Below are 21,660 nucleotides of genomic sequence, written 5' to 3'. Positions count from 1 at the left end.
CCTCTCATAAAAAAATAAAAAAACCTAGAATCCCCCTGTACTTTAGGTTGAATTCTGGTTTTGCCTGCCGAACAGTAACAATCCATCGATTATCTGAACCAAGCATAGCACCCTTCTTTAATTTTTGCAAGCCTTTTCAACTTTTTTTTTAGTAATTGTAAAAATGAGAAATTAAAAAACCGACGAAAACTATTAGCTACTCGAGCGAACTAGCAATCGTCGGTTTTTCATTAACTATTTTCGTCTAAAATGTTCGTGTTTCCATATTGAATGCTGCCTTCATTTCTTTCGTCGCTTTTTTCATTGGTGTAACCTTCTCTAATTCGCCTTGAACGACTAATCGAGTCACCGCATTCATATCTCCGCACGTAATCAACGTAACGAGCGATTTTCCTTCTTGGATATTTAACAGCTGGGTCTCCGTCGGTGCCACTTTTTCTTTAAAGGTTGCTTTATACGTATAGACATTTTCCAAATCTACCAAATAGATTTTATCTCCTAATGATAAATTTTCTAGTGGCGTGAATAATAGTTGTGGATTGCTCGAACGATGACTCGCTAAAGCATAATTTCCTTTTCCCATTTGCTGATTAGGATCTAATGTCCCCGCACCATACAGCAAGTTCGCATTATCTAAACCTCTAAAAATCGGGATATTGATTGCCACAGAAGGAACAGCAATACTACCAATAACTGGTAAGTCCGTTCGATTCAATTGGGCACGCAACACACTTTCCGTACTCATTGACTCCACTGCATCAAAATCAAAACTTGCCTCTTTTTCGTTGTTTTTCTTGATTTCATCTTTTGTCACATTGGCAATTGCGTATTTATCTCCGGTATTTTTAACAAAATAATCTTTGATCTGTTCATTAAAAATTAACGCTAAGCCAACCAATAATAGTAAAAATAAGAAAAAATTGGCGATCCATCTTTTTACTCGACCTTTGCTTGGTTTTTCCTTCATTCACTTGCCTCCCTTATTTAGCTAAAATAAACGCAACCTGTAGTTTCACACTTAAAGTTCTGTATATTTCTTTCGTTGTCCTCGACTTGCTTCTACTGGATATTTCAATTTATTTTTTGCTAATTTTTCTTCGATAATTTCATCAAGATCCAACTGTAAATTGTCAGCCATCATGTAAGAATAGATCAAGACATCTGCCAGTTCTTCTTTGATCCGCTCTAATGAAGTTTCCTTCACTTCTTCTGGTTGCTTCCATTGAAAAAGCTCCAGTAATTCAGAAGCTTCTAAGGAAATAGAAATTGCAAGATCTTTTTCGTTATGAAATTGTCGCCAATTTCTTTCGTCTCTAAATTGATTGACTTTCGCCATACTATCCATGAACATTCATCTATTTCTTTATTCGATTACTAATAATCATACCATGTTTTTAATAGAAAATAAGTATATTTACCTAGATAAAATAAAATATACGTATTTATTTAACGATCTTTTTATAAAGCAAAATGATAACGAATGTTACTTATCCACTGATAACTTACACCAATGGATGTTATTCTTGTAAGCTGAATTTTAATTCTTTTACACCAGTAAGTGTCCATAAGACCACTAGACTGACAAGATAAATACTACTTAGAAAAATAATCACAGCAGATAATTGATAATGATCCATCAAAAAGCCAATAATGATCGAAGAAAATCCACCTACAGCTCTACCTAAATTCATAATAAAGTTATTGGCTGTTGCACGGATCTCAGTAGGATACAGGCTACTAATGATTGCACCATAGCCGCCATACATGCCATTGATAAAGTAACCAACAACCACCGCTGCTGCTACTAAACTCCATTGACTACGAGCTAAAACGAGTAAGAAGACCGAGAGCGCTGAACAAATCAAGAATAAAGTAAAGGCTGTTCTGGGACCTAATTTATCCATGATGATCCCAAAAGTCAACATACCTAATGACATCCCCACAATCGTACTCACCATCCATAAAGACGAACCTGAAACGGATAATCCTAGTTGTGCTTGCATGATCGAAGGTAACCAATTCATCAAACCAAAATAACCAGCAATTTGGACAGTCACCATGATACTCAAGCCAATCGTCTGCCAAGTAAGTTGTTTCGTTTCAAATAGATTACGTAACTTTGTCGCCTTTTTAGTTGCTTTCGCAGCTTGAAATGCCTCCGGTTCTTTTAAACCATGTCGGATGACTAAAACTAATAATACGGGTAATACACCAATCACATATAACATGCGCCACCCGAGCCATGGAATGACGATTGCCGCCAAAATAGCAGCGAGAGCCGCGCCTACTTGGGCTCCAATACCAGCAATGGACGAAGCTCGTCCAATTTGTTTTTTTGAAAAAGTTTCAGAGATCAAAGACATACAAGCGCCATACTCGCCCCCAGCCCCGATTCCGGCAATAAACCGAAACAAGTAGACTAAATAAATCGTTGAAGAAAAATACATCAATAATGAAGCAATTGAAAATAAGATAACCGTTTGAGAGAACACCTTTACTCGACCATATTTATCCGCCATCAGACCAAAAAAAACACCTCCAACGAGCATCCCCAGATTAGTGATCGTCGCAATCATTCCCGCTTGCGTTCCACTAATATGAAAAGTTGCAATCATTGAAGATAAAGAAAAAGCTAGGAACATGATATCCATATTCTCTAATGCAATCCCTGATGATGTTGCTAATAAAACCTTCCGTTGATACTTCGTCATTTTTGTTACCCCTTTTCTTTCATTTTTACCCTAAATTGTTAAAATCATATATAAAAATTAAGAAAAAAGCAAGGACTTTTGTTTTTTTATGTAAATTCATTCACTCAACTGATCTATGCTGTTTTTGAGAACTATCACTTGCTCAATAATTACGAAATCGCTACACTTATTTTGTAATCAAAAAATAAAGCGTTTTTCTAAACCGCTTATTTGTCTGATCAAGCAATTTATCTTAGATAACCGTTATCTAAGTAATCACTTTTTTGCTATCATCCGCATAGCCTTAGCTCTTTGCGAAACGTTTTTGTGAAACTGAAAAAAAACTATAAAGGAGAAAAACAGAATGGACAAACAATTATTCTTAGAAAAAATTGCTGGTGGGCTGATCGTTTCCTGCCAAGCCTTACCTGGAGAACCTTTTTATACAGAAGAAGGTAGTTTGATGCCTTATTTTGCTTTAGCTGCTGAAAAAGCAGGAGCTGTTGGTATCCGTGCGAACTCAGTACGGGATATTATGGCGATCAAAGAAAAAGTGGCCCTGCCGATCATCGGTATCATTAAACGTGATTATCCTCCTGAAGCGCCATTTATCACAGCAACCATGCGTGAAGTTGATGAACTAGTAGCCACAGGGGTTGAAGTTATCGCTTTGGATTGTACTTTACGCAAACGCCACGATGGTCTGACCATCAATGAATTCATTGCTAAAGTCAAAGAAAAATATCCACAGCAATTATTGATGGCTGATATCGCCACTTTTGAAGAAGGAAAGAATGCTTACGAAGCAGGAGTTGATTTTGTGGGGACAACTTTAAGCGGCTATACAGAAGAAAGTGTGAAACAAGCTGGTCCTGATCTCCCACTCATCCAAGAACTGATCCAAGCTGATATATGCGTTATTGCAGAAGGTCGGATCCACACGCCACAACAAGCCAAACAAGTCAAAGATCTAGGCGTAGCTGGCATCGTTGTAGGTGGTGCGATCACACGCCCTCAAGAAATTGCTCAACGCTTTATCGAAGCATTAGATTAAGAGACTCCTTCATTTTTTCAGGAGAAATGCTTTTTCGTCCTTCTAACTAAATCAGCTAAATAGAACTAACCAAAAACAGCCAGAACGAGACTGAGCCAAAATTTGCCTCAACCTCATCCTGGCTGTTTTTCAGTTCATTATTCCAACTTTATTCACAGCCTCTGTCTCACCAGATTCTCAGATCCGCTTAAAATCGACATCAGATGACAGGGGGACCTACTGTTCAAAACAAAGGATATGACTCAGATCAACAGTTATAGAAAGCTGATCCTCCCTGGTTTCTCAACAATAAATCATCAGATGTGAAGGAAGAACTTTTAGTGTGACAGGCAGCTTGACACCTTCATCGCCATCCACATTTGTTGCCAATTCTTGGTCTTCATCCAAAGCAATCTGGATCGTTTCACAGGTTTGATAAGCCAGATGATCGGTAGAAGAATCCACACCTTTTAACAAATCAGGCAATGTTTTTAACGTATCTAACAATGAAGTGTCTTTTAAATAAACCAAGTGCAATTTGCCATCATTTACTTTAGCATTAGGTATCAATGTTTCAAAACCACCAATTGAATTAGTTAATCCTACCAGCAATGTACTACTTTCAATTTGTTTTTCCTGCCCATCAATGACTAACTGGAATTTATAAGATTGAGTTCCAGCCAATTGCTTGATTCCTGAGATAAAGTAAGCAAACTTGCCATATTTTGTTTTCTTTTCTGGATCTACATCATTGATTGACTCAGGAATGGTCCCGATCGCCACGACATTCATAAAATATTGGTCATTGATTTTCCCAATATCTAATGGTTGCAACGCATCCATTGAAAGATGAGCGATAGCTTCTTCGGGTTCTAGTGGAATGCCTAAAGCACGGGCTAAGTCGTTGACTGTCCCTAACGGAATAAAACCAAAATTTGGACGATGTGCTTGTTCAGCGATCCCATTGATTCCTTCATTAACAGTACCATCTCCACCCATGACAAACACGCTGTGATACCTATCCACTGCTGCTTCTCGAGTAAAATTCTTGGCATCTCCAGCTTTTTTCGTATGAAGAACAACGACTTCATCAAACATCGTGGTTAACTTTTGATGGGCCAGTTTTTCATATTCTTGTGCTTGTTCTCCTCCAGAACTTGGATTAACGACCAACAACGCTTTTTTCATCCTGTTTCCCCCTTCGTTTCACAACATGACTTTGACTAAACTATAGCACAAAAAAACTCAGAACATCTAGTTTCAGACATTCTGAGCTACACCAGCTGATTGGCTATCTTATTTTACGAATCAAATAATAACCCACCGATCCGACGATCATCGTTCCCAGAAAGACCAGAATGGATGAGGAATGTTCATTTGTTTTTGGTAACTGTTCCGCTTCAGAATCAGTCGAAGATTCAGAAGCAATCTGGAGCATCGTCTCTTTTTTAGTTGTACTTGGTCCAGAGTTTCTTAAGTCGATGGCGCTTGATTCGGTCATACTTGATTCTGTGGTGCTTGGCTCCGTCGTGCTTGGCTCCGTCGTGCTTGGTTCCGTTGTGCTTGGCTCCGTTGTGCTTGGCTCCGTCGTGCTTGGTTCCGTTGTGCTTGGTTCTGTTGTGCTTGGTTCGGTCGTTTTTTTCGTATTCGTGATCACAAAAGAATTGCCATTATTGGTTACGTTACTCTCAAATTCATCAGGTACATTCACTTCCGCTACTTGATAAGTAAAGTCTTCTCCTTGATTATTGTATTTTGGTAAGACCGCTTTTTCGTTTCCCACTGGCAGTTCCTTGATCGTTGCTTGATAATTATCTTGTTTTCTTAAAGAAAGCACCGCTGAACTTTGCCAACTCGTAGGATCAACGACCGAACTCCTGCGAATCACATAGTCAATAGTCTCTGGGATCTCGGATGCCGCTACATTTTTCCATTTTTTTGCTACTTGGATTGTGGTTGTCGGTGCCTTGATTGAAGGGATTGGAAAATCAAGTAATTCACTTTCATTTGTTGGTGCTAACGTTGTCCGTCCATTACACAAATACCAAGTTTCGCCTTTAAAATGAGTATTTTCAGTGTTTAAACGGACTTGATAGGTACACGTAAGCCGTTCATTTTCCCCTAATGCAATATTTGCAATCGTAATCGTTTGGTTCGCTTCCGATACAACTACATCAGCCACTACATCATTGGCTTGTTCCCAATTTCCTTGTTCATTTTTTCGCCAACCGACTAATTGATAGGAGCGTTCATTAAACTCACCCGCTCCCTGGAGTAAAATGTCTTGCCCCATAGGATCAGTGATCGTACCATTAGGAATCGTTTTATCAATTTGGTTGGCGATCTCTGTTAAGGCAGAACCCAAACCGCTTAGATTTTCATCGGTTGTAAGGTATTGTTGCGGTTTAGAAGCTAAGTTTCGCCCAATATATTCCCCTCGAGCAGAAGGTGCTGTCGCTATCGAATAACAGGTAAAACCCGAATGCTTGAGAGAAACAATCGTTCCTAAGGTCGCATCTGTCACAATTGAACTACTAACAGAAATTGCATTGGGATCAGAAGGGTTACTGTTCGTCGTATAGTATTTGTCAGAATCAGTTTGAAAATCTTGAATATAACGATCGGTATGGTAGCCATTATAATCAATGATCTCTCCCTCATTTGGATACTCTTTCGCTCCTTGTACTGGAAGATAACTACGATTGGCACTGTCATCACCAATATGAATAAATAGTTTTTCCGCTTCTGGCCGACTTTTCTCCAATAATAACCGTTGCCCTGCTAATAATCCTTTTTGCATAAATGTTCCCGAATGTGACTCAGCGGTATATTTCAAGAAGTTCTCTAAGTCATTCATATTACTTGAAAAACCATTTGTTGAATAAACCTCTCGATTGTATGCTACGATCCCCACGCGGATATTCCCATTAGCTAACGAATCCGCTAATTCATTGCCAAATTGTTGTAATCCGATTAAAGCATTGGTTAATTTTTCGCCAGTCATGGAGGAAGAATAATCGATCACCAAAACTAAATCAATCGGTGTTCCGATCTGGTTACCTTTCACATCTAACGTGACGTCAAATAAACCTTGTGTCTTGCTATCTTCTGTGACACTCTTTTTTAAATATGCACGGTCGGCGTAATTAACATAATTTTCTTCGTCAAATACGGCTTCTGGTGCATGGCCATAATCATAATTATAGGTATTCCCTACTGCTATTCCATTTGTTAAACGTTGTCCCGTAGAATCAGTATAAGCAAAATCAACCGTCTCCGCAAATGATTTTTGCATCCCTATTCCCAGTAAAATACTCATTAATCCTACGAATAAAATCACTATCTTGAAATAGCTGTCTTTTCTCGTTCCCATCATTTCTCTCCTTTTCTACCAACAGATTTCCCCATTCTTATTAAAACCTTAGAATTTTTTCAACAATTGCTAGTATAAATTTTCTGGAATCTTTTCTGAGCTAAAAAAATGTACATTTGGAATACATTAAAATCCTCTTTTTATGATAAGATGGCATCAAGTAACAGCTAAGAATCGAGGGAAATCTTTGGTTAGGAGTTTTTTTATGGAAATATTCAATGATTTTTTTGGAAATGATGTCAAAAAAGAAATCGAACTTTTGCATTTTTTATATCATCAAAAGCGCTTTGTAACGATTGAAGAAATGAGCCAAGCCCTCAATATGGATCGGCGTTCGATCTACAAATATTACGATGTCCTAAGCAATCATTCCCTAATGACAGATGAAAGTCGTGAACCAATTTTTCATACAAAACATGGTCTCGGCTATAAATTCACAGGAACCAAAACAGACTATAAAACGGTGATTCGTAAAATATTACAAGAAAATCCTTTTTTCAATTTATTTGAAACTTTATTGTTGGAAAATGAAGTGAATCTAGTCAAATTCGCCTACGAGAATTATTTATCCGAATCTACTGTACGAAAGCGAAGCTATGAACTAGAAACGCTACTACAGCCATTGGGGTTTACCGTAAAAAAAAATAAAGGAACGCTCTATTTAGTCGGTGATGAACCTCGTATTCGCTATTTTATGGTTGCTTTTTTTTGGAAAAATTTTTCTGGTCTTCACTGGCCATTTCCAGGTATTTCTCAACAAAAATGTGAAATGCTCGCCCGACACTTTTATGAAATCAATGAAATTCCTTTCAATGAGATTGAACTAAAAATTACTACTTATGTACTAGCAGTGACGATTATTCGGTTTAGAAAAGGCAAAAAAATAACAGCTGAAATGATCACTTTAGCTCCTGTTCTACCGCCTAAAGACCAAGAAATCTTCCAACAATTGACGGACCAGCATTCATCACTCTTAAAAAAACTGACAGATGAGTTGAGTGAACACTTCTTACTCGAAACAATGGAGAGCCATTTTATTTTCTTGTGGCTACGATCAAATCTGGATCTCACTTTTTCTAAAGAGCAGTTAGCTGATTATTTTGCCATCCAAGAGGAAAACGTTCAAAATCGTTCTTATTTGCAAGCAATCATCCATTTGTTACTGAAAGATACAGACTCTCAACAATTGTCTACCAGAAAAAAGAACTTGATTTTGCGAACGATTCTTTCTGGAATTTTGTCCGTCGAACTATTTGGAGAGACGATCCATACCTTGACCGGCTATAATCTACAGCACTATGTCTCGCAGAATTTTCCCAACCTTTTGATGCGTTCTGAACAATTGTTAGATCAAATTGATCTTTACTCATCCTCAGATAGCAAACGAAAAGGACTTGCGTTACATGTAGCGGTTGCTTGGACCTTGGTTTCACCACCATCCACCTTTATGAAAAAAATCAACCTTAAACTCGAAACAGATTTACCTTTGGCACTTTCTTTAACAATCAAAGAACGTATCGAGTCTTCTTTTCAAAGCTACTACCATCTGGATATTCGCAGCCATTTCGAAAACGAAGACTATGATCTCTGCCTTAGTACCGCTCCTTTAACAGAAAGTTTTGAAACCGTCCCCGTTTTACTGATCAATGCCCAAGTCACATTAACCGATCTGCTGGCAATCAAACAAGTACTTGAAGAGCTGGTGTAGTAAGAGCAGAAGAAATGGAATGTTCATTATTTGAACTGCGAATAACACTTCTTCGATCATATTTATACTTTTTCAATTCATAAAAATAGCCTAAGATTTGTGGGAAATAAAAGCAAAAAAACTGGGACATTCTTCAGATTTATTTCTGATGAATGTCCCAGACTCTTAGTCAGTACTATATTTCTAAAGTTAAAGATCTTATTTTTTTAAAGCCAGACTAGGTGATAGGTTGACCAATCGATAATTAACAAAACCAGTTATGCCAAAAACTAATCCAATATTTACTAACAACAAAAGCATCCCTAGTTGGAAATTAAACTCTAGATTATAACCAAAGTTCTGGCTATATACAGTATTAAAAATAAGAAGCCATATACTACTAAATAAGATGGATAGTAGACAAAATAGAACGGTTTCTCTTCTCAATATCTTAGAGATATTTCTGGTACTATATCCTAAGCAACTTAGTATACCAACTTCAGAATATCTAGTGATAGAAATTCGATAGATTATAATAAAACTAACAGAGATAAATAGGAGTAAAAGTAAATTGGATAATATGGTAAACAACTTTATAGTATCAGCAAAACTATTTTTAAAAGCACGAATGTCTTTTTCCTTAGTGTATATATCGTACCCCTTACTTTTCAGCAGGCAATGAATTTTGGGAATGTCCTCAAAATTTTTCACACTAAACGCTATAGCAGAAGCCTCACCTTTAGCTACTTCTTTATAAATTTTCTTTTCCAGCTTCGTACTCATTGTAAAGTTATCAAAAGTATCGTTTGAGATACCACTCACTTTCATTTTTATTTTATGTTTTTGTCCCTCCTTATCAAAGTATTCAAAGTCAACGTACTTTCCAACTAATTGATTAATATTCTTACTCAAAGACGAGGCAACACTTAAAGATAGACTGATTTCATTCCTATTATCTTTAGGCATGTCCCCATAAATCATCGAAAGATTGGAAGAAATGAATGTTGGTGATTTAGTATCTAAGTGTTTATTCTTATGATCATATTTAAGATTAATATTTTGGAGATTATATTGGTAATACACATCCTTAACGTTTGGTAATGTTTGTAAATAAGTAAGCCCTTCAGATAAAGGCTTTTTTGAAAAAGCAATTGATCCTTTACTATAGTAATCATTTTTTTCTTTAAATGACTGTATTTCATTTTTTATTGTATTTTTTATTCCTAACGTTGAAATAAAAGAGACCGTTCCTAATGAAATCAATACGATAGCAAGTAAATTTTTTAAAAAATGTATTCTAAAATTCCTGATTGCTATCCAAAAAAGTAACTTTGAGTTGAGTTTTGGGACAATCTCTTTAGCTTTTTTCGCTGTGAAAGTCTGACTTTCCTTACTATAGTCTAATTCATATCGCTCTTTTTCTTTAACTATTTCTATTGTATGATTTTTTAAACAGACTATTTCATCGGCGTACTTTGAAACTTTTTCACTATGTGTAATAACAATCACGGTTCGATTCCTTGCCAACCTTTTTAGTATCTTCATCACACCATCACTATTTAATTCATCTAAAGCAGCCGTTGGTTCATCTGCAAGAATTATTTTAGGATCGTTCATTAAGGCTCTCGCTATAGAAACTCTTTGTTTTTGACCACCGCTTAACTCACGGACCATTTGATTTGCCTTGTTTTTTAATCCCAGTTCCGTTAATAAATTCAATGCTTTTTCGATTTTCTTTTCTTTCGTTAGTTCAGAGTCTAAATGTGCCCCCATTATGACATTTTCAAGTACTGTATATCCATTTAAGAGATGATAATCTTGAAAAATAAATCCCACATTGTTGAATCTATAATTAGACAAGTTTTTATTTGATAAATTTTTTTCCTTAAAGCATAAATTTTCAATTTCCCCATCATAGTCTATATCTAAGCCTGCTATTAAATTTAATAATGTTGATTTACCAGCTCCACTATTTCCTAATACACAAGTTAACGTACCATCTTTAAATCGATAATTAGCATGTAATAGTATATCCAAATCTTTGTACTTTTTACTGACATTATTTAAGTAAATCATTCGAATCACCTTGTTTCATTTTATGAATAGGATTAGTTTTAAGAAATAATAAGTAGGATAGGATACTGATTATTATTGATTGGACAAATGGCAGCAACAATACCAAAACTAAGTTATTAGTAGATACTATATATATATACTAAATAATTTTTGACTTAAAAGACTAAGCATTGGGAAAGTTATCAGAAATAGAAGAGAAGACATTATTCCAAGTATAAAGTATTCTGAAATGATTAAACTTAAAATATTTTTATTACTGAAACCATTGAATTTGAAAAAACGAAATTCACTTTTCTTTATATAAAAATTGAACAAAGCCAGAACAATACTAATTGTTAGTGACAATAGAAAGAATATCAAACTGATGGTAACCCCTTGCTCCTCATTTTTCTTTCTCAATCGGAGCATATCTTCAATCATGCTAAAATCTCCAGAAGGTTGTAAACCTGATTGTTGTAGTTTATTCACGATAGGTAAAATATCATCTAATGTTTTTGCTCTTACGTTATAACTTATCGATTTCTCAATGCCTGCTTGTTGACGCATTTTTTTGATAGCTTCTACACTAAACAACAACGGGCCATCCGTTAGTTTCCCGTCACGTCTTCCTAAAGTGCTGGTAATTGCTCCACCTTTAGGATTATTTTCAATGACTCCCACTACTTTTACATCATTTAATGAAACCTTTGATCCTGTAATCTCGTTGCTTCCAATCTTTGGATTTACGTCTATAAGCCCTGTCATATTTAAGTTTTTCCCGATTACGTCGGTGGGTTTTAGACCTAGTAAATCCAGTAACCGTTTAGGAACAGCCACTTCTATTTCTCCAATTGAAGGATATCTTCCAGCTATCAATTTCGTAATTGCAGGCAAGTTAAAGCTATCCTTCACTTCATAATTTTTAATCAAATCTCCTACGTTTAGTTTCAAATCACCCACTATTTCCAAGGGTGCCACAAAATCTACTCTGGGATCATCTTTTAATAAATCTACTGCTCCTGAAGTATCTTGTTTTAGAGAACCAGAAGGACCACCACCTGTCGATTCTTTTGACAAAGAAATATCTTTGATCGTCTCTCCTCTTTCTTTAACGAGACGGCTAAAATTATCATCTTGTTTTTCTTTTATTTCCCCACTCAAATTAATCAACATAAAAAAGGAAGAAAGTATGAGTAAAATAATCGTTAATATAGAATATATGGATGCGCCTTTTAGAATGTTAAAAGATTGAGAGATACAATTTTTTAAAGATAAATAAGGAGGTTTTTTCAATCGATTGTTTTTCCCGTCATCTTTTGAGTGTTGTTTACTTTGGCCTACTAATTTTAGTTGTCCTTGCTCCATGCTATAGACATTTGCGTCTTTTTCAATTAAACCTTTATCATGAGTGACTATTATCACTATTCTTTCTTTAGCGATTTTTTTTAGCTCCGTCATTATTTTATTAGCAGCTAAAAGATCTAATGCTTTAGTTGGTTCATCTGCTATGATTATTTCTGGATCTTTTACTAATGCTCTAGCTATCGCTACTCGTTGTTTTTGTCCGCCAGATAATTTTGCCACTTTCATTTTAGCTAATCCAGATATTCCTAGTTCCTCTAATACCTTTGCTACTTTCATTTTTCGTTCTGCTTTATTTAAGTTCGATAGGCTTAGAACTAAATCAATGTTACATTCTACACTTAAGTATTCTATCAATTGGTAATCTTGCCAGATAAAACCGATTGAATTGTAATAATAGTCGGATAGTTCTTTTTTCGTAAAACGTTTCATCGACTGATTGTTAAAATAAACATCTCCTTCAAAATTTTGATCCATACCACTAATGATATTTAATAGCGTTGTCTTCCCACTACCCGATGGACCGTAAATAAAATTGAGGCCTTTTTGGAAATCTCCTGATAAATGATTCAATACTATTTCATTTCCAAATACTTTTTTTATTTCGATTAAACTTAACATAAGAATCTCCTTTTATAACGAATTTGGGTTATTGCTCTGCTAGAATAAACTGTAACGTTACGTTATATTCAAGGAGGTAATTATGAATAATTATTTAACAATCAGTGAATTTGCAAAATACGTCAATTTAAGTAGAAGAACCTTAATTTATTATGATCAAATTGATTTATTCAAACCAAAAAAAATATCTACTCATGGTTATAGATATTATACTTGTGACCAATGCTTTGAATTAGACGTTATACTAACCTTGAAATTTCTTGATGTACCTTTAGAACAGATTAAATATTTTCTCGATAATCGAAACATGGATGACACGCTGACAGAATTTAAAAAGCGAAAAGAAATTTTAGATGAAAAAATCAATGACTTAAAACATATGCAGACGTTTTTAGAAAATTATATCGATCGGTATACAACATTGAAAAATATAAATTTTGATATAATTACTCATTCTTATAGAGAAGAAGAATCTTTTATTTGTTCTGATTTAATGCATTCTCATTACTACGACTCCATCGATTCTTTATCTAGTTATAGTGATTTTTATTTATCCTTAGATCAAAAAGATTTATTTAATGGCTATCCTATAAATTTTTTAGTAGAAGATTCTATTTTTTCTGACATTCAAAAAACTCCTTTTAGGTCACTAATTAAAATAAACAAGGAACAAAGCCATCTTTACGACGCAGAGAAAATTATAACCAGATCGAATGGAACATATGTCTCTTTCTTCATAGAGGATTCAAATTATAATAAGCAAGAAATCAATCAGAAACTACTGAACTATTTTCAAAAAAATAAATTTATTCCAGAAAGATTTTTTTGGAAAATATTATGGCAAGATGAAATTACTACCACGATTCCTGAAAAACGTGTATTTGAAATCTTGATACCTGTAAAAAAGAATTAATCGTTTACTGAAACTAAGAAAGTTCCTTATTTCCCCTTCTTAAAACAACCTCTTAAAAAATGATTCAATTTGTATATATATGCATTATTGTTTTAAAATATACTTAAAAGGTACCTAGGAGATTTTTATGGGTTTGGGAAAACTATGAAAAGATCTCACCCACATCTGGCTTCCTCTAATGGTTGAATCACCAAGCTGATCGTCAGCTAATGATAGACAATGAAACAAAAAAAACATACTAAGATTAGTGGGTAAGATATTCGACGGAATATCTTACCCACTATTTTTTATAATCAAGTATAGTGAGATTGGGACAAAAGTTGTCTCAGTCTCTTCTAGTATCTCTAAAAACGAATAAACGGCCGTCATTGATCAGATCAGTAATCGAATTTGCTGCTTTGGGCTTTGGTCAGTTGTTCATGAGCAGCGTCGCCTAAAATTCCACCCAATGCGATGACAATTTTTGAGATAAGCCTCCACCTATCTTTGCGGTTGTTGTTGTGTGATACAGTGAATATTTCCACCACCGTATACGATCTCAACTGTATTTACGCCTACGACTTCTTTATCTGGAAAGAATTCTGCTATTTCCTCAAGTGCCAGCTCATCATTTTTATCTCCATACTGAGGAACGATCACACCGTTGTTCGTGATCAGAAAATTCATATAAGAAGCAATACAAATGTCGCCATCTTCACGTGGTATCGTTCCTTCTACGTAATCGATCTTGAAATCCCCATTGATCGTGACATTCTCTACTGGGCAACAAAGCTTATGAACTTTTAATTTGCGACCTTTGGCATCGGTCATTTCATTCAAACGCTTGTAAGCAGCTTGAGCCGCTTCATAAAATGGGCTGTTTTTATCTTCAGTATAGATACAAGCCACTTCTCCGGGACGAACAAAACATGCCACATCATCCACATGCCCATTGGTTTCTTCCGGATCGATCCCGTCACCTAACCAAAGTACTTTCTCACAGTTTAAGTAGTCACATAATTTTTGTTCGATCTCTTCTTTTGTCATATGAGGATTCCGACCTTCACTCAATAAACACATCTCAGTCGTTAAAACAGTGCCTTCTCCATCAACATGAAAGGAGCCCCCTTCTAAAATAAAATCCTCCGTTCGATACGAATCCACGTGCTCGATTTCACAGATCTTTTGTGCAATCAAATCGTCTTGATCCCAAGGGAAATACAAGCCATCGACTAATCCGCCCCAAGCATTGAATCCCCAGTCATTGCCTCGTAATTCACCATTGTCGTTGATGACAAAGCTAGGCCCACAGTCACGAATCCAAGCATCGTTGTTCGACATTTCATAGACAGTGATGTCGGCAGGCAATTGACGACGGCAGTTTTGATATTGCTGTTGCGACACGACCACATTCATTGGCGTGAATTTGCTGATCGCTTTTGCAACTTCGGCAAATGCTTCTTGAGCTGGTTTGCCTCCATCACGCCAGTTATCTGGACGCTCTGGCCAAATCATCCAAACTTTCTCTTGTGGTTCAAACTCTCCAGGCATTCTAAACCCGTCTTGTTTCGGTGTGGTCTTTTCGATTCGCTTTGCCATGATACAGCACTCCTTCTTTTTTGATTTTTTTGATCCAGATAATGATTTCACCAACGAGGGCAAATATAATTGCTCCAATCGTGATTGGTAATTGCTGACTCAGCGATTCAGCATCAAACTGCAAAGGAATCGCTGTGAAAATCAATGAGATCACGATCATGATCATCGGTAGTGCGACTAATACCTTCAAGAACAAGTCGCTGCCGCTCACCTTGAAAGGTCGAGGTGTTTCTGGATCGATTTTGCGCAATTTATAAAACGCAGGAAAAACAGGTACATATGATAGTAGGAACATTACTAGGTTCAACGAGAAAAATGCCCAAAATAAATCTTGATTTGGTAAAATTGGTGCGATGATGACAACGATAGAAGCAACAATACCATTCATAATCGCCGCACCAGTAGGCATGCCGTTTTTTTTGCTGCGTTTGGCAAATACTTTCGGCATATCGTCATTTTCGGCTGCATAACAAGCAGTATTGTTAACCCCTAACGACCAAGAAATCATATTGCCAAACAATGTCAGTAAGAATAAAAAGGCCATCGAAATAATGAACCAGCCGCCTGTTGATCCTGTCAATAACTTAAAACTATCCATCAATCCGCTGCCTGTACTAATCTGATCCGTAGGAATTGCTACACCTATCCCGAATGCAGAAAAAATGTAAATGGCTGCAATCACCAGTCCACCGGCAATGATCGATTGAGGGATTTGCTTTTTAGGATTTTCCATATCATTCGCGAATGTACAAATCACTTCGAATCCTAATAAGTTAAAAATGATTACTGAAATAAAGGACAAACTATTTAAATTGAAACTTGGCAGCATGGAAGAAAGAGTAAACTCATTCGCCACACCTTTAGTAAGCGCAGTATAGAGACCTAAGCCACCGATCAAGATTGCCAGCAGCATTTTGATGACAGCTGCTCCATTCAAAATCCACACGCTGTCACTGACCGGATAAAAACTAATCCAAACGATGATCCATATAAAGATCAGTTCGATCACGATAGCAGCCGCTGTTGAAAATTCGCTTCCTGTGATCGTCATCAATAAATCAGGGCAGACTACTGCTAGAGAAGCTAACCACAGTGGATAATTGATCCAGTAATACCAAGAAACGCGAGATCCCCAGCGATGTCCGAAGGCTTGTGTCACCCAATCATAGATACCGCCATCACCGATATAAGTTGTTCCTAACTCTGACGAGATCAATCCATACGGCAAAAGGAATGCAATCAATAAAAAGATCCACCAAAAAAATTGTGAATTTCCGATTGCTGCTACCGGTGCAGCCGCTTCTGCCACAAATACAACACAAATAACAGATAATATAGCACTCATCAAACTAAATTTTTTCTTTTCTCCCATTGTTTTCTTCCTTTCCGGTACAAGGGAATAAGGTTGGACCAGCGATTGAACGATTCTTGTAACCTGCGGACTCATCTCACATGAATCCTGGTGCGGCATAAAAGCTGCATTAATGTGAGATCAAGTTTCTGCTAGAAAGAATCGATTTTCAGATCGTTAGCCCCTCCTCTAGAACAGAGACAATCCTCACGCATCGTCATGATACGCAGATTATTTCCTTTCCTCATCTCTTGCGTCTAAAATGTTTCACCTAGCAAAGCTTCCAAGTCTTTTTTAGCCGCTGCTTTTTTGGTCTCATCGATTGGATTTTTTTCCGCATAATCCCGCATCAAGTACACTAAGAGACCGCGAATCGAAGTCAACCGATTTTCTGCTTCATCAAAACAGATCGAGTTCGGTCCATCCATGACTTCATCTGTGACTTCTTCCCCACGAGTGGCAGGCAAGCAGTGCATAAATTTCGCTTGTTCCCCAGCACGTTTCATCAGGTCCGTATTCACTTGGTATTTAGGATAAAAAATACGCATGCGTTCCTCTTCTGATAGTTCAGCTTCATACAGTCCATACCAAACATCTGTATAAACAAAATCCGAACCTTCGATAACATCGATTTGATCGGATATCGTATAGGAGCCGCCAGAATCTTTGCAAATTGCGTCTAGTCGTGCGCGATGGTCTTCGTTTAACTGGAACCCTTCTGGTCCAAATTGAACGAATTCCATTCCCATTTTTGTTGCAATCAATCCTAAAGAGAAACAGACTTGTGTGGCATCTCCAATAAAGGAAACCTTGCAGTCTTCAATTTTTTTGCCTGCTGGAAGATGTTCGATCATGGTGCAAAGATCGCCAATTTCTTGCGTTGGGTGGTTGAAGTCAGACATCCCGTTAATAACTGGGATCGTGGCATTCGTTGCTAAGTCATACACACTATGATGACGTTCCACACGAGCCATCAAAATATCAACTAAACGAGAAAGAACTCGGCTCGTGTCTTCTATCGTTTCATGACCACCCAATTGAATTTGCCCTGGTGCTAGATATTCTGCGTGCCCCCCTAATTGTGTCATTGCTGTTTCAAACGAAACCCGCGTTCTGGTAGAAGACTGTTGGAAGATCATCCCTAACACTTTGTTCTTTAGCAAAGGAGGATAAAAACCATTCTTGATGGCCGCTTTGATTTTCAATGACAGGTCAACAATTTGTTGGATCTCTTCCTTCGTGTAATTTTCAGTTGTAATAAAATCTTTTTTTCCCATAATGAAACCTCCTAAGTAATTTGTTTGCTTTGCATCTTCACTTTAGGAAAAAAAGTGAGAGTTTACGATAAGCTATTAGTTGTAAACGTTATCATTGTCGATCTATACGTGCTACAGGCTGGTTTATTTTTGGATATAAACCAGTTATTTTCCAAGGGTTTACAAAAGTTTAGAAGGAAGTTTATAGGAATTAAAAGTAAAGATAAAAAAATCGGTGTTATAATTAAAATAAGAAATTTGAGGTAAGGAAAAAAATGAAAGGGGATTCAATATGATAGCTATTTTTGTTTACAACATTCTATTGATCATTCTATATTCAATCACGATGACTTTTGCTATTTATGCTTACTTAAAAGAAAAAAACAACTTATTTCTCTGGATCAGTTTGTATTTGGCATTCTTCATTTTTGATAACACGATTATTTATATGACGGAGTTCCTCAATTCCTTTGCACAAAGTTATGATCAAGCATTTATGAGTGCGCCAGCAGTTAAAACGATTATTTTTATGGGAAACGCCTTTTTTTCCATTTCTATTCTTGCCGAACTACAAAAAGAAAAACTTTCCCCTCTCCATTATGCTTTACTGCTTGCTTTGGCTGCTTGGATGATTACCATCCCATTGATGGATAATTCAGCCTTTAAAGTCTGGCTCTATTATCTGGGCAATCAACTCTTCCTGTTTTACCTAGGAATTTATTGTTGGCGAGGAACAAAAAAGGATATACCTTTGCTGAACAAACACTATTTAAAGCAATTGATGTTCATCAATCTCTTCTTTAGTATTTTGATCATTATTGAAGATAGTTTCGTGATTTTCAATGTCGATCAATATAGCTCCTTAGTGACAAAAATTTATAATCGTAGTGTCTCAGAGGATATTTTTTCGATTGTTATATGTGTTTTATTACTGCACTTCTTTATCAAAAAATATCAACCTCAGAAAGAAAAAACACAAAAGCAAGACACCTCTCTCTTGATTCAAGACTTTTGTCAGGATCACCAGTTTACTCAACGAGAAACGGAAATTTTTATATTGCTACTGTCACATCGAACCAATCAGGAAATTGCTGACCAGCTCTTTCTCTCATTAGGAACGGTTAAAACTCATGTCCACAATATTTTTATTAAACTTGACATTAAAAAGCGCACGCAAATTATCCCCCTTTTTGAAAAGTATAAAGAAGCCATTGAGTCAACCGTTTAAAAAAGTCCTGAAAGTATCCCTTCCAAGTTCTCAGTCTGTAGACGAGTCTGGGACATTAATCAGAAAAAATCTAATTAATGTCCCACTTTTTTATGCGGTTAATCATAAAATAAAAAAATGGAGAATGAGACAAAAGCGGCATCTTCAAAAAATTTTGATGCTGAACACTTTTTTCTCAATCTTTCACCAATCATTCTAGAATTTCTCTTTACCAACATCATTTGACAAAGGGTCTCTTTTTTGTCCAAAATTTTGAACAAAACTAGATAAAAAGACATTCCAAACTCAAATTACAAGTTTGAAATGTCTTTTATCTATAGTCTGATCAGCGAAATATTTCTTTGGCTTCATCACTCATATATTTTATCTTACTCATCTTCATCATCGTCATCACTGAAAATCCGTCCATTCACATAACAAATGTTACTTGTAGCAGATTCGATTAATGAAAGTTCTGTTCCAATTAATTGACTGTTAATGAAGTCAATCACCATTGGCATGTTCATGCCTGCGTATAAGTCAATTACTTGACCCTCGAGAATTATTTTTGAAACTACATTACACGGAGTGCCACCCATTAAATCTGCTAATACTACGAAATCATCTAAATTGGCAATTACTGTTTCAAACTTTTCACGAAAATCTTCCGCTGATTCAGAAGGAAGAAGGCTTACTGTGTGAATACTTTCCTGAGGCCCCATTATCATTTCTGTACTTTTTTTCAATTCTTCACAGAAAAGTCCATGACTAATTAAAACTAATTGTTTTCCCATTGAACCACTCCTCATTACTAATTGGAATCAGCCTGACTTATTTTGAAATCACGCCTAAAGCTGATAATGCTACACAAACCACTAATACTATGAAAATTGCCTTAGTAGAAGTCATATTCTTTTTGCCAAGCATCCAATAAATTGCTGCAACGATACCGGCTGGTAATAATCGTGGTAAAATCATATCCAGGTTGTTTTGCATGTTTAACGTCACATCACCAATACTTGGTGCCCAAGACAATTTTACATTAATCATGGTAGCGACCAACGCTCCAACCATGAAGACCCCTAACAAAGTTGCAGCATCTGTCAAGGCAGTTAAGCGATGTTGCATCGTGGTAACTAAAGAGATTCCTTCACGATAAGCAAATTCTAATTGTTTCCAACGGAAAATCATAACAGCGATTTGTGCGATAATCCAAATAAAAATTCCAGTTGGGTTGCCATTAATTGCCATATTGGCTGCTAAGGCTCCAAAAATTGTTGGAATTAACGCTGCGAAAATCGAATCACCAATTGCTGCAAAAGGCCCCATCAACCCAGCTTTTAAACCTGAGACAGTGTCTTTACCATCAATACCTTCCTTTTCCTCAATAGCCAAGTCAATCCCGGTAACGATAGTATTGAAGAAGTTTGATGTATTAAAGAATTGTGTATGAGTTTTCATCATTTCTTTTAATTCAGGAGAATTATCACCATAAAGCTTGCGTAATTGCGGCAGAATTGTATAAAGATAGCCTGATCCTTGCATCCGTTCATAGTTCCAGCCTAATTGGAAAGTAAACAAGCTTCTGCGATTGATCTGCTTAAAGTCTTCCTTCGTTAACTTATAATTAGATTTCGTCATCTTCAATCTCTCCTTCATCTGAATCATTCGATGTAACATCTTTAGGGGCTGGCGAATGTGGTATCAGCTGTCCATTTTTGTAACTGATGGCTGCTAAAGAAAATCCAACTAGTGCAATTGCTAACATTGGAAGTGAATTAAATATTCCTTCGAAATTCTTCACAACTCCTGCAACACCCGTTCCTAAAACCTGCATGTTAGTAAAGACGGTTCCTAGTAATGCCGTTAATGTAAATCCTAAAATTAGGTAAGGGAAATGCTTTTTAACTGGCAAGTAACGTAGTAGAATAGCAAAACCGACAGCTGGTAAAACTGCTCCAGCTACTGATAATCCATCGCCTAACCACTTCAAATCACCATTTAGCACGGCTACCACTTGTTCTACTAGTCCTCCTCCAAATGCTAATGCTAGAAAAACGGGAATCATACGAGAAAGTGACCAAGAGAGGGCTCCCATTAAGAAATTACGTTCGATCCCTTTATAGTTCATATCTTCAACTAATTTATCAATGCGATGTGCAAAATACGTATTCGCAAAACGGGCTAATATATCTAATTGAATCATCAAGCTAGCTACTGGTACCGCAATTACGGCAATTGCTTGCTCTGGGTTCATTCCTAGCGCTACTGAGAAAGCTGTCGCTAAAATCGTTCCAGAGTTGGCATCAATTTTTGATGCACCCCCAAAGGTACCAACACCAAGTACAGTCAATTGCATACTACCACCAATAATAAGTCCTGCTTTTAGATCCCCCATCACTAGACCAGCAAATAATCCGGCAAAAACGGGTGCACTCAGCGATGAATAAATTTGTAACTCATCTAAAATTTGATACCCTGCGTATAATGTTAATAATAAGATCTGCCACCATAAGATATCCATTTATTTATCC

Annotated in this window: 17 protein-coding genes; 4 read left to right on the top strand and 13 right to left on the bottom strand. The window is 36.4% G+C overall.

What is annotated here, in order from left to right; all coding sequences use genetic code 11:
- Nucleotides 1-244: 244 nt before the first annotated feature.
- The 3 genes from AB3H93_RS01545 to AB3H93_RS01535 form a co-directional block, all read right to left on the bottom strand.
- Nucleotides 245-967: a class A sortase gene (locus AB3H93_RS01545; RefSeq protein ID WP_010738352.1), complete on the bottom strand. Its 723-nt coding sequence runs from the start codon at nucleotides 965-967 to the stop codon at nucleotides 245-247.
- Between the two features lie 51 nt (nucleotides 968-1,018).
- A complete protein-coding gene (locus tag AB3H93_RS01540; RefSeq protein ID WP_010719940.1) occupies nucleotides 1,019-1,345 on the bottom strand; it encodes a nucleotide pyrophosphohydrolase in 327 nt (108 codons plus the stop codon).
- A gap of 172 nt (nucleotides 1,346-1,517) precedes the next feature.
- Complete coding sequence (locus tag AB3H93_RS01535) at nucleotides 1,518-2,711, bottom strand: MFS transporter (RefSeq protein ID WP_368020019.1); 1,194 nt, start codon at nucleotides 2,709-2,711, stop codon at nucleotides 1,518-1,520.
- A gap of 343 nt (nucleotides 2,712-3,054) precedes the next feature.
- On the opposite strand from AB3H93_RS01535, the gene AB3H93_RS01530 reads away from it, so the two are divergent.
- Nucleotides 3,055-3,744, top strand: coding sequence for an N-acetylmannosamine-6-phosphate 2-epimerase (locus AB3H93_RS01530; protein WP_081127794.1), 690 nt, complete (start codon nucleotides 3,055-3,057; stop codon nucleotides 3,742-3,744).
- A 282-nt stretch (nucleotides 3,745-4,026) separates the two neighbouring features.
- Here the strand turns inward: AB3H93_RS01530 and AB3H93_RS01525 are convergent, their stop codons facing one another.
- Both AB3H93_RS01525 and AB3H93_RS01520 read right to left on the bottom strand, forming a co-directional pair.
- Entirely contained in the window at nucleotides 4,027-4,911 is an 885-nt protein-coding gene (locus AB3H93_RS01525; protein WP_034699710.1) for a diacylglycerol kinase family protein, read from the bottom strand.
- A 103-nt stretch (nucleotides 4,912-5,014) separates the two neighbouring features.
- Nucleotides 5,015-7,096 (bottom strand): VWA domain-containing protein, encoded by a 2,082-nt coding sequence (locus tag AB3H93_RS01520; protein WP_368020018.1) that lies wholly within the window; start codon nucleotides 7,094-7,096, stop codon nucleotides 5,015-5,017.
- A gap of 205 nt (nucleotides 7,097-7,301) precedes the next feature.
- On the opposite strand from AB3H93_RS01520, the gene AB3H93_RS01515 reads away from it, so the two are divergent.
- Nucleotides 7,302-8,804: a helix-turn-helix domain-containing protein gene (locus tag AB3H93_RS01515; RefSeq protein ID WP_368020017.1), complete on the top strand. Its 1,503-nt coding sequence runs from the start codon at nucleotides 7,302-7,304 to the stop codon at nucleotides 8,802-8,804.
- A gap of 198 nt (nucleotides 8,805-9,002) precedes the next feature.
- On the opposite strand, the gene AB3H93_RS01510 is transcribed toward AB3H93_RS01515, so the two are convergent.
- Nucleotides 9,003-10,859 carry an ATP-binding cassette domain-containing protein gene (locus AB3H93_RS01510; RefSeq protein WP_368020016.1) on the bottom strand — a complete coding sequence of 619 codons (1,857 nt, stop codon included), beginning with the start codon at nucleotides 10,857-10,859 and terminating at the stop codon, nucleotides 9,003-9,005.
- Between the two features lie 126 nt (nucleotides 10,860-10,985).
- Nucleotides 10,986-12,821 carry an ATP-binding cassette domain-containing protein gene (locus AB3H93_RS01505; RefSeq protein ID WP_368020015.1) on the bottom strand — a complete coding sequence of 612 codons (1,836 nt, stop codon included), beginning with the start codon at nucleotides 12,819-12,821 and terminating at the stop codon, nucleotides 10,986-10,988.
- A gap of 82 nt (nucleotides 12,822-12,903) precedes the next feature.
- Here AB3H93_RS01505 and AB3H93_RS01500 point away from each other — a divergent pair, with 82 nt between their 5' ends.
- The gene (locus AB3H93_RS01500; protein ID WP_010719950.1) at nucleotides 12,904-13,734 is read left to right on the top strand and encodes a MerR family transcriptional regulator; all 831 of its coding nucleotides are present in this window, start codon (nucleotides 12,904-12,906) and stop codon (nucleotides 13,732-13,734) included.
- Nucleotides 13,735-14,214: 480 nt separating this feature from the next.
- On the opposite strand, the gene aguA is transcribed toward AB3H93_RS01500, so the two are convergent.
- From aguA to ptcA, 3 genes are all read right to left on the bottom strand, one after another.
- A complete protein-coding gene (gene aguA / locus AB3H93_RS01495; RefSeq protein ID WP_368020014.1) occupies nucleotides 14,215-15,312 on the bottom strand; it encodes an agmatine deiminase in 1,098 nt (365 codons plus the stop codon).
- On the bottom strand, nucleotides 15,266-16,684 hold the full coding sequence (locus tag AB3H93_RS01490; RefSeq protein ID WP_034866259.1) for an APC family permease: 1,419 nt from the start codon (nucleotides 16,682-16,684) through the stop codon (nucleotides 15,266-15,268). Before AB3H93_RS01490 ends, aguA begins: the two co-directional genes overlap by 47 nt.
- A gap of 236 nt (nucleotides 16,685-16,920) precedes the next feature.
- On the bottom strand, nucleotides 16,921-17,940 hold the full coding sequence (gene ptcA / locus AB3H93_RS01485) for a putrescine carbamoyltransferase (RefSeq protein WP_034866258.1): 1,020 nt from the start codon (nucleotides 17,938-17,940) through the stop codon (nucleotides 16,921-16,923).
- 271 nt (nucleotides 17,941-18,211) lie between these two features.
- On the opposite strand from ptcA, the gene AB3H93_RS01480 reads away from it, so the two are divergent.
- A complete protein-coding gene (locus AB3H93_RS01480; protein ID WP_368020013.1) occupies nucleotides 18,212-19,147 on the top strand; it encodes a response regulator transcription factor in 936 nt (311 codons plus the stop codon).
- 368 nt (nucleotides 19,148-19,515) lie between these two features.
- On the opposite strand, the gene AB3H93_RS01475 is transcribed toward AB3H93_RS01480, so the two are convergent.
- From AB3H93_RS01475 to AB3H93_RS01465, 3 genes are read right to left on the bottom strand one after another with little or no spacing between them, the layout of a single operon-like run.
- Nucleotides 19,516-19,920 carry a PTS sugar transporter subunit IIA gene (locus tag AB3H93_RS01475; protein WP_010719955.1) on the bottom strand — a complete coding sequence of 135 codons (405 nt, stop codon included), beginning with the start codon at nucleotides 19,918-19,920 and terminating at the stop codon, nucleotides 19,516-19,518.
- Nucleotides 19,921-19,957: 37 nt separating this feature from the next.
- Entirely contained in the window at nucleotides 19,958-20,767 is an 810-nt protein-coding gene (locus AB3H93_RS01470) for a PTS system mannose/fructose/sorbose family transporter subunit IID (RefSeq protein ID WP_010719956.1), read from the bottom strand.
- Complete coding sequence (locus AB3H93_RS01465; protein ID WP_010719957.1) at nucleotides 20,754-21,650, bottom strand: PTS sugar transporter subunit IIC; 897 nt, start codon at nucleotides 21,648-21,650, stop codon at nucleotides 20,754-20,756. Before AB3H93_RS01465 ends, AB3H93_RS01470 begins: the two co-directional genes overlap by 14 nt.
- Between the last annotated feature and the right edge of the window lie 10 nt (nucleotides 21,651-21,660).

Origin of the sequence: Enterococcus sp. C74 (genome assembly GCF_040887125.1) — a bacterium.
Classification (GTDB): domain Bacteria; phylum Bacillota; class Bacilli; order Lactobacillales; family Enterococcaceae; genus Enterococcus_B; species Enterococcus_B hirae.
Note: the sequence above shows the minus strand (reverse complement) of the source record. Positions and strands in the feature narration are given on the sequence as shown.

Bases quoted from the DNA above. Each gene is read 5' to 3' on its own strand.
- AB3H93_RS01545 (WP_010738352.1), bottom strand. From the start codon at position 967: ATGAAGGAAAAACCAAGCAAAGGTCGAGTAAAAAGATGGATCGCCAAT.
- AB3H93_RS01540 (WP_010719940.1), bottom strand. From the start codon at position 1,345: ATGGATAGTATGGCGAAAGTCAATCAATTTAGAGACGAAAGAAATTGG.
- AB3H93_RS01535 (WP_368020019.1), bottom strand. From the start codon at position 2,711: ATGACGAAGTATCAACGGAAGGTTTTATTAGCAACATCATCAGGGATT.
- AB3H93_RS01530 (WP_081127794.1), top strand. From the start codon at position 3,055: ATGGACAAACAATTATTCTTAGAAAAAATTGCTGGTGGGCTGATCGTT.
- AB3H93_RS01525 (WP_034699710.1), bottom strand. From the start codon at position 4,911: ATGAAAAAAGCGTTGTTGGTCGTTAATCCAAGTTCTGGAGGAGAACAA.
- AB3H93_RS01520 (WP_368020018.1), bottom strand. From the start codon at position 7,096: ATGGGAACGAGAAAAGACAGCTATTTCAAGATAGTGATTTTATTCGTA.
- AB3H93_RS01515 (WP_368020017.1), top strand. From the start codon at position 7,302: ATGGAAATATTCAATGATTTTTTTGGAAATGATGTCAAAAAAGAAATC.
- AB3H93_RS01510 (WP_368020016.1), bottom strand. From the start codon at position 10,859: ATGATTTACTTAAATAATGTCAGTAAAAAGTACAAAGATTTGGATATA.
- AB3H93_RS01505 (WP_368020015.1), bottom strand. From the start codon at position 12,821: ATGTTAAGTTTAATCGAAATAAAAAAAGTATTTGGAAATGAAATAGTA.
- AB3H93_RS01500 (WP_010719950.1), top strand. From the start codon at position 12,904: ATGAATAATTATTTAACAATCAGTGAATTTGCAAAATACGTCAATTTA.
- aguA (WP_368020014.1), bottom strand. From the start codon at position 15,312: ATGGCAAAGCGAATCGAAAAGACCACACCGAAACAAGACGGGTTTAGA.
- AB3H93_RS01490 (WP_034866259.1), bottom strand. From the start codon at position 16,684: ATGGGAGAAAAGAAAAAATTTAGTTTGATGAGTGCTATATTATCTGTT.
- ptcA (WP_034866258.1), bottom strand. From the start codon at position 17,940: ATGGGAAAAAAAGATTTTATTACAACTGAAAATTACACGAAGGAAGAG.
- AB3H93_RS01480 (WP_368020013.1), top strand. From the start codon at position 18,212: ATGATAGCTATTTTTGTTTACAACATTCTATTGATCATTCTATATTCA.
- AB3H93_RS01475 (WP_010719955.1), bottom strand. From the start codon at position 19,920: ATGGGAAAACAATTAGTTTTAATTAGTCATGGACTTTTCTGTGAAGAA.
- AB3H93_RS01470 (WP_010719956.1), bottom strand. From the start codon at position 20,767: ATGACGAAATCTAATTATAAGTTAACGAAGGAAGACTTTAAGCAGATC.
- AB3H93_RS01465 (WP_010719957.1), bottom strand. From the start codon at position 21,650: ATGGATATCTTATGGTGGCAGATCTTATTATTAACATTATACGCAGGG.